This window comes from Acidovorax sp. JMULE5, assembly GCF_013376875.1.
GTDB classification, from domain to species: Bacteria; Pseudomonadota; Gammaproteobacteria; order Burkholderiales; family Burkholderiaceae_C; genus Acidovorax; species Acidovorax facilis.
The window spans coordinates 3,119,024-3,131,369 of the sequence record NZ_CP035951.1 but is presented as its reverse complement, the minus strand read 5'-3'; the positions used below and the strand labels follow the sequence as shown (position 1 = coordinate 3,131,369).

At 67.1% G+C, this 12,346-nt stretch carries 13 protein-coding genes; 3 read left to right on the top strand and 10 right to left on the bottom strand.

All coding sequences use genetic code 11. The annotated features are described in order from the left end of the window. Positions 1-49: 49 nt before the first annotated feature. From EXV95_RS14230 to EXV95_RS14215, 4 genes are all read right to left on the bottom strand, one after another. On the bottom strand, positions 50-598 hold the full coding sequence (locus tag EXV95_RS14230; RefSeq protein ID WP_176887344.1) for an RNA polymerase sigma factor: 549 nt from the start codon (positions 596-598) through the stop codon (positions 50-52). 176 nt (positions 599-774) lie between these two features. Further along, complete coding sequence (locus EXV95_RS14225) at positions 775-978, bottom strand: DUF2892 domain-containing protein (RefSeq protein WP_176887343.1); 204 nt, start codon at positions 976-978, stop codon at positions 775-777. Between the two features lie 125 nt (positions 979-1,103). After that, positions 1,104-2,087 (bottom strand): thiamine-phosphate kinase, encoded by a 984-nt coding sequence (gene thiL / locus EXV95_RS14220; RefSeq protein ID WP_176887342.1) that lies wholly within the window; start codon positions 2,085-2,087, stop codon positions 1,104-1,106. 45 nt (positions 2,088-2,132) lie between these two features. Then, positions 2,133-3,041 (bottom strand): LysR family transcriptional regulator, encoded by a 909-nt coding sequence (locus EXV95_RS14215; RefSeq protein WP_176887341.1) that lies wholly within the window; start codon positions 3,039-3,041, stop codon positions 2,133-2,135. A 161-nt stretch (positions 3,042-3,202) separates the two neighbouring features. Here EXV95_RS14215 and EXV95_RS14210 point away from each other — a divergent pair, with 161 nt between their 5' ends. Beyond that, positions 3,203-3,424 carry a hypothetical protein gene (locus EXV95_RS14210; protein WP_176887340.1) on the top strand — a complete coding sequence of 74 codons (222 nt, stop codon included), beginning with the start codon at positions 3,203-3,205 and terminating at the stop codon, positions 3,422-3,424. Beyond that, on the top strand, positions 3,406-3,804 hold the full coding sequence (locus EXV95_RS14205; RefSeq protein WP_176887339.1) for a tautomerase family protein: 399 nt from the start codon (positions 3,406-3,408) through the stop codon (positions 3,802-3,804). The genes EXV95_RS14210 and EXV95_RS14205 overlap by 19 nt, the downstream gene beginning before the upstream one ends. Before the next feature lie 21 nt (positions 3,805-3,825). On the opposite strand, the gene EXV95_RS14200 is transcribed toward EXV95_RS14205, so the two are convergent. The 4 genes from EXV95_RS14200 to apaG form a co-directional block, all read right to left on the bottom strand. Next, positions 3,826-4,950, bottom strand: a complete 1,125-nt coding sequence (locus tag EXV95_RS14200; RefSeq protein ID WP_055395579.1) for a YbdK family carboxylate-amine ligase — start codon at positions 4,948-4,950, stop codon at positions 3,826-3,828. Continuing rightward, positions 4,940-6,199 carry a cation:proton antiporter gene (locus tag EXV95_RS14195; protein ID WP_121421423.1) on the bottom strand — a complete coding sequence of 420 codons (1,260 nt, stop codon included), beginning with the start codon at positions 6,197-6,199 and terminating at the stop codon, positions 4,940-4,942. Before EXV95_RS14195 ends, EXV95_RS14200 begins: the two co-directional genes overlap by 11 nt. Before the next feature lie 161 nt (positions 6,200-6,360). Next, entirely contained in the window at positions 6,361-8,376 is a 2,016-nt protein-coding gene (locus EXV95_RS14190; protein WP_176887338.1) for a site-specific recombinase, read from the bottom strand. Positions 8,377-8,458: 82 nt separating this feature from the next. Beyond that, positions 8,459-8,866 carry a Co2+/Mg2+ efflux protein ApaG gene (gene apaG / locus EXV95_RS14185; RefSeq protein WP_055395585.1) on the bottom strand — a complete coding sequence of 136 codons (408 nt, stop codon included), beginning with the start codon at positions 8,864-8,866 and terminating at the stop codon, positions 8,459-8,461. 88 nt (positions 8,867-8,954) lie between these two features. Here apaG and rpe point away from each other — a divergent pair, with 88 nt between their 5' ends. Next, positions 8,955-9,635: a ribulose-phosphate 3-epimerase gene (rpe, locus tag EXV95_RS14180; protein ID WP_176887337.1), complete on the top strand. Its 681-nt coding sequence runs from the start codon at positions 8,955-8,957 to the stop codon at positions 9,633-9,635. A 67-nt stretch (positions 9,636-9,702) separates the two neighbouring features. Here rpe and EXV95_RS24945 read toward each other — a convergent pair whose 3' ends face one another. Beyond that, positions 9,703-9,969 (bottom strand): hypothetical protein, encoded by a 267-nt coding sequence (locus EXV95_RS24945; protein ID WP_255484741.1) that lies wholly within the window; start codon positions 9,967-9,969, stop codon positions 9,703-9,705. Positions 9,970-10,222: 253 nt separating this feature from the next. Then, a complete protein-coding gene (locus tag EXV95_RS14170) occupies positions 10,223-12,343 on the bottom strand; it encodes a HAMP domain-containing sensor histidine kinase (RefSeq protein ID WP_255485018.1) in 2,121 nt (706 codons plus the stop codon). Between the last annotated feature and the right edge of the window lie 3 nt (positions 12,344-12,346).

Below are 12,346 nucleotides of genomic sequence, written 5' to 3'. Positions count from 1 at the left end.
TGCTGCGTGAACTATTGCGCAGCCCGTTAGATTGCGTGCACAGCGGGGCTCAGCGAGCCGCAGGCGCCGATGGCACCAGGTACTCGCGCACCAGGGCCCTTGCCCGGTGCAGTCGGCTTTTGGCGGCCTCGCGCGTCACCCCAATCCGCTGCGCCATCTCCTCGATGGTCAGCTCCTCGAAGTCGCGCAGCAGGAGGGCCTCGCGGTACAGGGGCGGCAGTGAGTCGATGGCCAGGGCCAGGTCGTGGCGCAGCTCGTGGTCGGGGCGGTGCGACCAGGCGAGGTTGTCCTCCACCTGCGCCAGTGGCTCGGCCTTGAGCCACGCCAGCACCGGCCGCATGCACAGCCGCTGCACGATGCGCACCACCCAGCCGCCAAACGCCGCCACCTCGCGCAGCGCGCCCACTCGGCGGTACACGATGATGAGCGCCTCCTGCACCACGTCGTCGGTGGCCGTGGTGGCTGCGCAATGGCGCAGCGCATAGCGGCGGATGTCGGGGCGGGTGAGGCGCAGCAGCTGCTCCATCGCCACGGCGTCGCCGCTGCGCGCGGCGGGAAGCAGCTGGGCGAGTGTGGGTGAGGTCGTGGGGTTGCTCATGGTTTTAGTTCTCCACAGCGCATTGCGCCACCCGCAGCCTGTGAAACCGGCGCGACCCCTGCGTGGGCAGCCGCGCAAGGGCCGCCCCGCCGCGCTGGCTGCGTCCACCGCTCAGGCGCAGCGTGAGAAGAGCAGGGGGTGAGGGCGCGAAGCGACTCAGGGGGAGTTGTTTCATGTCATTCAACAGGCTTGCGGCCCACCATGGCGCAGGCTGGGCAGTAGCCAAATGCGCCGCTCAGGATGCTTCCCACGCCCCAGGCGGCCAGAGCCAGGCCCAGGGGCGATGCGGCCAGCCACCAGAGGCCCGCAGCGATGAGGGCGACGCCCCCCACAACGCGCAGCAGGCTTTCGGGGCGGGTGATGTTTTTGCGGTACAGCATGGGAATGGGCTCCTTGGGCGGTTGAAGGAGGTGCCAACACAGGGCGCCTCCACCACCAAGAGCCGCGGGTTTCGCAAAAGGATTCATGGTTTGCGAAAAAAGTCGCGGCCAGTCACGGCTGCCCGTTACCGGAAATGGTCAAACGAGGCGTAGCGCTTGTCTACCGGGTGGCCCTGTGCATCCACCAGCTGCAGTCCAGGTGTGACCAGCACCGTGCCGATGCGGGTGACGGGCGTGCTGCTTGCCTGCGACGCGGCGGCCACCGCGTCACGCTGCGTGGGCGGGGCGGTGAAGGCCAACTCGTAGTCGTCGCCGCCTGCCAACGTGCATTGGTGGATAAATTCAGCATCAAATAGGCCGCTAGCGCTTGATGGATAAGCGCTGGCAGCTATCAGTTTTGAAGTGATGTGCGTGTCGATCCGGGCCCCTACGCCTGAGGCCTTGAGGATGTGCGACAGGTCGCCCAGCAGCCCGTCGCTCACATCCATGACGCTGCTGGCCACGCCGCGCAGGGTCAGGCCCAGGGCCACACGCGGGGTGGGGCGCTCCAACCGCTGGCGCGCGCGGGCCAGCACGTCGGCGGGCAGGGGGGTGTGGCCCAGCAGTGCCTCCAGCGCCAGGCGGGCGTCGCCCAAGTTGCCGCTCACGTAGATGTCGTCGCCGGGCCGCGCACCGCTGCGCAGCAGGGCCTGGCCGGGGGGCACCTCGCCAAACACGGTGATGCAAATATTGAGCGGGCCCTGCGTGGTGTCGCCCCCCACCAGCTCGCAGCCGTGGGCATCGGCCAGCGTCCACATCCCGCGCGAGAAGCCTTCCAGCCAGCCCTCATCCACCCGGGGTAGTGACAAGGCCAGGGTAAACGCCAGCGGGCGCGCGCCGCACGCCGCCAGGTCCGACAGGTTCACGGCCAGCGCCTTGTGGCCCAGGGCTTCCGGGTCCACGTCCGCAAAGAAGTGGCGGCCCTCTACCAGCATGTCACTGGAGATGGCCAGATGCATACCGGGTGTGGGCGCGAGCAGCGCGCAGTCGTCGCCCACGCCCAGGGCCACGGCACCGCCCGGGCGCGCGGGGCGCGTGAAGTAACGTGCAATCAGGTCGAATTCACCCACGGTGCGGTCCTAAAGAATCGGAGGAAGAAAACGGCGCGAACCCGCTCAGGCGCTCGGCTCTGCGGCGGAAAACCACTGCGCCCAATGGTCGATGCAGGCCTGGATCTTGGGCAGACGGTGCCTGCGGGTGAGCGTGATGGCGTGGATGAGGCTGGGCTGCAGGTCCACGCAGTCGGCCAGCACCGGTGCCAGCAGGCCCTGGCGCACCAGGGGCTCCGCCACCACCGTGGCCAGGCGCGCAATGCCCAGGCCCTGCAGCGCCAAACGCGCGGTGATGGCCGTGCTGCCTGAGCGCCAGTGGCCCTCGGCCACCAGCACATGCGGTGCGCCATTGATCTGGAAAGGCCAGTGGTTCAGAAACGCCACCGCGCTGTTGGTGATGAGCCGGTGCTGGCGCAGATCGTCGGGGCGCTCTGGCACACCGTGTGTCTGCAGATAGCCGTGCGTGGCGTACAGCGCGCGTGCCAGCGTGCCCAGCGGGCGCGCGACTACGGTGTCGGTCAGCGGCGGGCCGGTGCGGATGGCGATGTCGATGCCGTCGCGCGCCATGTCGGCCATGCGGTCGTCCACCAACAGCTCCACACGCAGTTGCGGGTGCTTGTGCTGCAGGCTGTCGAAGCTGGGGATCAGCAGGTATTCGGCCACCACCGAGCTGGAGGCCACGCGCACCCAGCCGCTGGGCTGGCCGCTCTGGTGGGCGAACTCACCTTCCAGCTCGTCGAGCGTGCCGGTGATGCGGCGGCAGTAGTCCAGGAAGGTCAGCCCCTCGGGTGTGGGCGTGAGGCCGTGGGTCGTGCGGTGCAGCAGCCGTGCGCCGCAGGCCTTCTCGATGCGGGCCAGCGTGCGCGAGACCTGGCTCACCGGCGCATCGCGCTCGCGCGCCACCGCCGAGAGCGAGCCCAGGTCGGCCACGCGCACGAACAGGTGCATGTCATCAAAGCGTATCTCGCGCATCGGGCAATGGTAACGGCGGGGCCTGGGAGCCTCTGCACGAATCGTCGCTCTCGATTCGTGCAGGAGCCCCCTTGCGATCCGTGCAAAACGGTCTTGCACCGTGGGCGGTTTCCGCCGCGCCTGGCGCTGCCTACAGTGGCTTCACCCTGAAAGGAACGCACATGTACCCCCACCAGTACCCCGATGACTACCAGCGCCTGCGCGATGAGGCGAAGCGCCATGCCATGCAGTTGCGCCAGGAGGCGATTCGCGAAGCCCACGCCTGGATGGCGCGTGGGATTGTGCGCATGACCCGCCGGGTTTTCCACTCACTGCGGACCCCGTCCGCGCCCACGACCCAATTCACCCCGGAGGCACCAACACCATGCCAACCCTCGTTCTGAAACTCGCCCCACTGCAAAACCCCGAGCGCTACCGGCAACTGGCCAGCGCGCTGACGAACCTGACCGTGCACCTGCTGGGCAAGCGCCGCGAGGTGACGGCGGTGGTCATTGACGACCTGCCCGCCGCGCGTTGGCACATCGGCGGTGTGCCCATTGAGCAGCCCACGGCACTGCTGGAGATCAGCATCACGCAAGGCACGAACACGCAGGAGGAGAAGGCCGCCTTCATCCAGGCCGCGTTTGCTGAACTGCAGCGCCAGCTGGCCGGTGACGGCGCGCTGGCCCCCGCCAGCTACGTGGTGGTGCGGGAGCTGCCCGCCAGCGACTGGGGCTATGGCGGGCGAACGCAGCAGGCGCGCAAGCTGGCGCTGGCGGCGTGAAGGTGGGGGTGCGAGGCGCGCTCAGGCTGGTGCGCCGCGAAAGCGCTGCGCTGCCTGGCGGCTGACTTCGGCCAGCAATTGCTCTTCGCGTTGGCGCTCGCGCAGCCAGCGCGCGTCGTTCTGGCCCGCTTCCGCTTCGGTGCGCAGCATGTGCATGGCGCTTGATGCGCCTTGCACGGCGGCGTGTCCGGCGATCTTGTCCATGGTCTTGAGGATGTGCTCGCGCAGCGGCATGTGGTCGCCCGTAGCCGGGTCTACATACACCGCATCCATGCCAAAACGGCAGGCCTGGAAGCGGTTGTAGGTGTACACAAGGTAGTCGTCTTCGGCGGGCATGAAGGGCTGGTCGGCCAGAAACCACGCGCCCAGCGACTGCACGTAGCCCGCGAGTGCGGCAGCGCGCTCAATGGTCAGTGGCGTGTCGAACACGCGGATCTCGATGGTGCCGAACTCGGGCTTGGGGCGAATGTCCCAGTAGAAGTCCTTCATGCTCTTGACCACGCCGGTGCGCGTCATCTTGTCGAAGTAAACCGTGAAGTCATCCCAGGTCAGGGCCATGGGGGCGCGGCCTGACAGCGGAAACGCAAACACCGAGTTCAGGCGTGCCGAGTCGAAGGCCGTATCCTGGCCCTGCACATAGGGGCTGGATGCCGACAGTGCGATGAAGTGAGGGATGTAGCGCGACATGCGGTGCAGCATGAGCAGCGCGGCGTTCGCGTCGGGGCAGCCGATGTGCACGTGCTGGCCGAAGATGGTGAACTGCTTGGACAGGTAGCCATACAGCTCGGACAGCTCACGAAAACGCGGCTTGTCGTAGATGCGCCGCTCGTGCCACTGCTGGAAGGGGTGCGTGCCACCGCCCACCACGGCGATGTTGAGCTTGTCAGCGCTTTTCACCAGCGCATCGCGGATGGGCGTGAGCTGGCCCAGCACTTCGCTGGCCGAGTGGCAGATGCCGGTCGATATCTCGATCATGCTGTTCGTCATCTCGGGCACCACGCTGCCGGGCAGCGGGGTTTTCTTCATGAGGCGCAGCATGTCCTCGGCATAGGGGGCCAGGTCATAGTCGTTGGTGTTGACGAGCTGCAGCTCCAGCTCAACACCCAGCGTCAGCGGTTCGGAATGGTTGAAGGCTTCAAGACTCACGGCTGTTTTCTCCGTTGTTGCTGCGGGTCAATGGCGCCCAGGGTTTGGAGCTTTCGCCCGCACGGTAAATGGCCACGGTGGCGATCACGGCGCCCAGCACCTCCATCAGCAAAATGGCCGGCAGCGCCACACCGGCAATCACATGGCCGGTGGAAGGCGAGGCCAGCACGAACTGCGAGGCGATCAAGAGTGCGATGGACGACATCGGTGTCATCGCGCAGCCCACCCACAGTGCCTGCTTCCAGCTCGCACCGCTGCCCACGTTGCCCAGTGCCACGCCGGTGGCCTTGGCCACCAGGCGCACGGCAATCAGGGCCAGCACCACGCCGGCCACCGGGGCGCTCCAGTCGGCCTGCGCCGCCACCGTAGAGACCAGCACAAACATCAGCATGGTGAGCAGTGACGACGCGTTGCCCAGCTGGCGGGGCCAGGCCCAGGGGCGCGGGTTGAGTTGCTTGAGCAGCATACCGCCCAGCAGTGCGGCCAGCGGCGCCGAGCCCCCCATGTGCGCTGCCACGGCGGTGCCCGCCGCGACCAATGCCAGAAACAGCATGGAGGTGTTTTCGCTCGTGGGGCTCATGAAGCGCAACGCCATGCGCAGCACCAGGGCCAGCACGGCGGCCACGATGATAGAGACGCCCAGCACCACCATCACGGGGTACACGGTCTCCACCATGGTGACGCTTTGGCGGTTGATCAATTCGGCCTTGGCGCTGCCCAGTGTCAGCGCGTACAGCGTAGAGAGCGTGGTGAGCACGATGGCGCGTTCCGTCACGGGCCCGGCGGCGCGGGTGTCGGCCACCACACGGGTGAGGACCGCGGGCGATGCGGCCAGCGCCACCAGCGCCAGCGGGCCGGCCACCTGGGTGGGCAGGTTCAGCCACACCAGCACCCAGTACACGGCGAAATAGGTCAGCACCGATTCGGCAATGCTCTGCACCAGCACCATCGGGTTGTGGCGGAACCAGCGCAGCGGAATGCGGCCACCACATTCAAAGAGCACCAGGGCAATGCCCAGCTCCAGCAGGAACAGGCCAATGCCCTGCAGCGGCCACACGGCACCGCTGAAGCCCGCCAGCCCGGCGGCGGTGCCTACCAGCGAATAGCCGAGCACCTTGGGCAGGCCGGTGTGGCGCTGCGTGAGATAGCCCGCCATGGCGGCCACGGCCAGCAGCAGCGACCATTGCACCGTGGGCAACCCGGCCGAGGGGCGCAGCCACTGCGCCCAGAAGGTCAGGATTTCGTTCATGTCATGGAACCTCTGCGTCAGACGGGCGGTGCCCGTTGGTGTGAAGGGGCCCGCGCACAGGCCCTCCGCAGATGGGAGGGGGTGCGCTTGGGCGTTGGTGCCCCGAATTTACAGGCGGAAACATTCCGGCCATGTAGGACAGATGCGGCGGTTGCCCGCCGTCAGGCCTGCGACGATACACCAACGCTGGCTTGCCGCGCTGGCACAAAAAAGCTCAGGGGCGCGCTGCGCAGGCGGGCGCGAATTGCGGCGTAGATGCGCGAGCGGTCTACACCGCTCACGTTTTGCGCGCGCAGCGCCAGGCTGAAGGCCAGGTAAAAACTGACCGAAACATTCAGCGCGCCCAGAAACGGCAGCGAGGCCACAGCCCACCAGAACGCGGGCAAATGCAGCACCTGCAGGCCCAGTGCGGCGCTGGCGGCAGCCACCTGGCCGGTGGACAGCGTGACGTGGCGCACATCGAGCCCCAGCCCAAAAAAAGCGGCAAACGCGGGCACCAGGCCGAGCATGAAACCCAGCGAGACATTGGCCGTAAGGCCCGAGAGGTTTTCGCGCAGGAAGCGGGCCCAGCGCGCGGCGCGCTCGCCGCCCAGCAACGCCGTGATGCGCGGGTTGTAGTGCAGGGCCGAGTCCATGCGGTGCAGCACAAACCAGTTCTCCGTCCAGCCCGCAATGATGCTGGATGCAAACAGCAGCACCCCGGTAAAGGCCGCAAAAAACAGCGAAGGCCCGAGCAGGTGCAAGGATGCGAGCACATGCTCTGCCTCCTTCACGCTGATGGCGGGGCCGCCCGTGGCCAGGGCAATCAGGGTGGCCAGCGCCAGCACGGCTGGGAAGACCACCAGCACATTGCCCAGCACGGCAGCCACCTGGGAGCGCACCAGGTGCGTGATCTCATCCACAAACGCCTCGATCGCGCCGCCCGAGCCCAGCTCCTTGAGCTTGGCTGCCATGGCCGGCGCCGTCATGGCGGGTTGTTTGGTGGCCACCGTGAAGTGCAACAGCTGGATCAGCACAAAGCTCACGGCGTAGTTGACCCCCGCCATGAACCCGCCCCAGAACGCCGACAGCGCAAGCGCATGGAGGCCGAACTTGGTCAGTGTGGTGAACGCCATCAGCGCACCGCCGCCCGCCGCCTTGCGCAGCATGGCGCGGTATTCGGTGCCTGTGCGGGTGATGTAGTGCTCGCCCGTCTCGGCGCTGCGCTCGGCCACCTTGGCCGCCAGCAGCGAGGAGTTGGACGCCAGCAACGCGCGCAGGCTGCGCCGCTCTTGTCCCACCATCACCAGGTGCGCCATGAGTTGCGCCGCCGTGACGGCTGGTTGGGCCGACAGCAGGCAGTCGAGCAATTCGCGCACGCGCAGGATGCGCTCGCGCAGCTGCCGCAGGCGAAAGACCAGGCCCACTGAAATGCCGTTGTCTTCGAAATGTGTGTACACGGTGGCCGCCGCCGCGCGGCAGGCCTCCAGGCGCTCGCGCAGGCGCTGGGCCGACTCGTTGAGCCGGTCAGGCGTGCGCAGCGCATGCAGCACCTCCACGCGCAGGCTCTCCACATCGCGGATCAGTGCATGAAAAGGCTGCGCCTCGCGCGCGGATTCGCTCATGCGCAGACGGAGTTCGGGGGCAAAGCCGGTCGAGAGAATCTGCCCCGCGCAGTAGGTGATGGCGTCGAGCAGGGCGCGGTGCCAGCGCGTGGCGCCACCGGGGCTGTTGTTGCCACCCGGGGAAGCCAGCAACTCCACCAGCCGGTTCAGCTGGGCTTCGTCGAGCGCCGCGAGCCACTGGGCGTCAAAAGCGCCGGGCAGCGCCAGCATGAAAAGCTCGGACGCGTCGATGGTCTCTGGGCTTCCCGGCAGCAGCTTGGTGCGCAGGCGCTCCGCCATCTCGCTGACCAGCGCAGTGCGGGGCGCAAAGCCAAAATCGGCCAGCAAGGTGGTGACATCGACCTGGCCCACCAAGGTGGCCCACCAGGCTTGCAGCCGCTGCTGGAGGTCGGGCCGCGCCGCGACCGCATCGATGAAAAGCTGCACCCGGCCCACAGCGGCAGGCACCGAATCGCGCTTGCCGCGCACCCAGTCCAGCAGGTGGATGAGCCACAGATGGCGATGGGCCAGTTCAGCGGCCGGGTCGAGAGCCGCCAGAATGCTGGCCAGGTCGGAATGGGGGGTGTTTTTCATCGCCGGGCCGCCCCAAGATGAAAAGCGGCCCCCTTGGGGGGCAGCGACCACATGGAGTGGGGAGTGTGGGGGCAATAGCGCTTCAATGCAGCACCCGGCCGCTGAAAGGTTCGCCCGAAGGGCCGTGGCTGATCGCCTCCAGCACGAACAACGGCACCGGGCTGTTGAAAGGCTCGCCATCTTCGGCCACGCAGTGAAAGGTGCCGTGCATGGTCCCGCTGGAGGTGCGCAGCCGGCAACCGCTGGTGTACTGGAACGATTCCCCTGGCTTGAGCAGCGGCTGGTGGCCCACCACACCCAGGCCCTTGACCTCTTCGGTGTGGCCCCGGGAGTCACTGATGATCCAGTGGCGCGAAATCAGCTGCGCAGGCGTTTCCCCGGAATTCGTGATGGTGATGGTGTAAGCGAAGCTGAACACCCCCGTGTCCGGCGCAGACTGCTCGGGCAGGTATTCGGGCAGCACTTCCACGTCAAACTGGTACTTTGGCATGGGGCGAATGGTAACCGTGGAGATTCGTAAAAAGTGCATGCCCGTGGGGTAAAACCCCAGGGCTTCTGCGCTTTGCGACAATCGGAGGATGAGCCGCACATTCCGAATCGCCCCCTCCATCCTCTCTGCCGACTTCGCCCGCCTGGGTGAAGAGGTGCGCAATGTCATTGCCGCTGGTGCAGACTGGATCCACTTCGACGTGATGGACAACCATTACGTGCCCAACCTCACTTTCGGCCCCATGGTGTGCCAGGCGCTCAAGCCCCATGCCAAGACCGCCGCCGGTGTGGCCGTACCGATCGATGTGCACCTGATGATCCAGCCGGTGGACGCCCTGGCCTCCGCGTTTGCCGACGCGGGTGCGGACTACATCAGCTTCCACCCCGACGCCTCGGGCCATGTGCACCGCAGCATCCAGGCCATCCGTTCCAAGGGCGTCAAGCCCGGCCTGGTGTTCAATCCGGCCGAGCCGCTGGATGTGCTGGACTGGGTAATCGACGACATCGACCTCATTCTCATCATGAGCGTCAACCCCGGGTTTGGGGGCCAGAGCTTCATTGATTCTGCGCTGCGCAAGATTGAAGATGTGCGCCGCCGCATCGACGCCTCGGGCAAGGACATCCGCCTGGAAGTGGATGGCGGCATCAAGACCGACAACATCCGCCGCGTGGCCGATGCGGGTGCTGACACCTTTGTGGCGGGAAGCGCCATCTTTGGCAAGCCGGACTACCAAGGCGTCATCGACGCGATGCGAGCAGAACTGGGGTGATCTCCTTAGCCGCTGCGCAGACTTTGCGCGGGGGCGTTTTCACAGACCACGCCTTCCTGGAGCTTGGTTATTGTTGCGCAGGCACAGTGATCGTCGTGGTGGTCGATTCACGCAACACGCCGCCGCCGGACACCGAGCCACTCGCCGGGCTGCTTTGCACACGGCGCATGCAATCAGCCTGGTCGGCAGCCGTCTGGAACGCAGCACAACGCTGTGTGGCGTTGTCGTTTGCGGCGGCTCCAGGGTTGCTCAGATCGCCCTTGCGCGAAGCATCCAGCGCGTTGTTGGCCTCGCGCAGGCAGGTGGCCAGACTGTCCTGGGTGTTGTTGGTCATGCACTTTTCCCGCTCCTGCTCATAGCGTGCCCGCGCGTCCTGAGGCGGCGTTTGTGCGGATACACCCGCGCATGCCAGCAACAAGGCGGCGGTGAAGAGGGGGGGGCAAAGGGAATGCGGTTCATGAAAGGGCTCCTGGGGCAATCGCAGACGGTGGTCTGAACGTATGCCTGCAGGGTAGGCCCCCCTGCTGCGCGTCCCTGTCGGACAGTGCCGCCCCCTGCCGTGCGCGGGGCGCGCGTTTCGGGCCTGGTCAGCCCAGGCGCTGAAAAGTCAGGACGAAGGCCACGCCGTCGGCCGTATTGCGCGCGTTGATTGTGCCGCCCATCTTGGCCATGTAGGTCTTGGCCACGAACAGGCCCTGGCCCCGGTGCCCGCTCTCGCCGTCGGGCATGGGAAGGCTGGGGTCGGACACCCCCAGCTCAAAGATGCGCCCCAGCAGATCCTCGGCAATGGTGACACCCTGGTTGCGCAGCGTGGCGCTGGCCGTCGACTCGGAGGCCGCCAGCGTCAGCGTGATGGCCGTGCCCGGTGGGCGGTAGCGGTCGGCATTGCGCAGGATGTGGGTCACCACGTCTTCCAATGCATATTCGTCCGCCCGAACGATGACCGGGCCCGCCCCTCCTTCATAGACCACGTTGTCGATGCCTGCAAAGTGCGCGTTGTTGGCCACGTGGCGCAGGAAGGCATCCAGGTCCAGTCGACCCTGCGGCACGTCGGCCGCCTGCAAGGCCTCCGCAGGGGAGGCCGTGCCATACAGCACATGCACGGCCTGTTGCATGCGCTGGATGTAGCGGTGGCCCGGGTCGTCGGCGCTGCCGTGCAGCACCATGAGTGATTGCAAGGGGGACATGATCTCGTGCCCCACGGCATGCCACATGTCGCGCTCCTGCTGGGCGCGCAACTGTTCGCGCTGGATATCGTCCTTCACACGCTGGAGCAGGTCGGCCAGGCCGCCAGCCAGAATACCCAGCTCGTCCGATCCGCGCAGGTCCGACACGTCCAGGTCGCCCAGGCGCGGGCCGATGTGCCCGTCCTGCACGTTGTACGAAACTGCTGCCGCGCGGCGGGTGAGGGCGGTTACGCGGCGGATGAGGCCCACCTCCACCACCAGCCAAGCTAGCGCGATGGCCGCGAGCATAGCGCCCAGGTACCACGACATGCGGGTGGCCACGGCGGCAAGGCCCTGCTCCACGCCGCGCAGGTTGCCGGTAAAGGTCACGGCATAGTTGCCCGCCGGGGTGTCCAGAATGTCGAGGCCGGCCGGTACCGGCTGCGCCTGATGATCGCCAGCGGCTTGCCACTCCAGCGGCAGCCAGCTGATAAGGCGCAGCAGCCAGGGCGCCGACGGGTCTGCCTGCACTTCGGAACCCTTGAGCGTGATCGCTTCGCTGTCGCTCGTGCCCAGCTTGCGGATCTGCACCTGTTCGCCGGGCAGCAGGGTGCGCGCCACCTCCGCCAGCGAAGCCGCAGCCTGGGCACCGGGGGCATTGCTGTCGAACAGCGCCGCGCCTGTGCCGGGCGCCAGCATTTCCACCCGCACGCGCATGTTGCCAAGATCCTGTGGCGGCCAGACCAGGCGCTGCTTGTCAAACAGCGCTTCGCGGAACAGCTCCACCGGGAGGCGAATGGAGTAAAAAGTGCGGCGCAGGCAATCGGGCGCAGTGCCCGCGAGGTCGCGACACTGGCCGTTCTGCCAGAGCCAGCCGCGAAAATCCCGCACTGGCCGCGCCCGGGCATCCAGGGACTCTTCTCCGCTGTCCACGAATCCAGTCAGGCGGCCCCGGGTGCTGATCGTGCCCTGGGGTGGCAGTGCTTCAAAAGGCGCCACCCAGCGGTAGGTAGCGCCGCGCATGTCCAGCGTGATGCGGGCGCGGTGCACGGCCTGCATATCCAGAGCGCCACGTTCGCGCGGCACCAGCTCGCCCGCGTAGAAGCTGCCCACCAGGTAAATGAAGCCGCCAGCGTAGGGGTTGTTGCCGATGCCCGCGCAGACCGACGAGCCGTCGGGGTACTGCACCGCGCAGCCTGCCATCTCCACAGCCTGCTGGGCCTTGTTCTGGTCGTCAAAGTCCAGCGCCGCATAGGGCAGCAGCAGCGGCGCCAGCGGCGCGGGGGCTGCGCCACGGTTGCCCGCATTGAGCAAGGCCAGCTGCCCAGAGGGGTGGCGCAGACGGGCCATGACCTCGGACTGGCTGCGCGCGAAGCCGTGCTGGTAGCTCTGCCAGCCACGCTCCTTTTCTTCCTTGAGCAGCACCACGCTCAGCGCGACGGTGGCCAGCGCCAGCAGCACAAACACACCGCGCACCAGAATCCGCAACCGGAAGGCGGGCAGCCCCAGGCGGGGCATCTCCAGCGCGGGGTGGCGAAGCATACG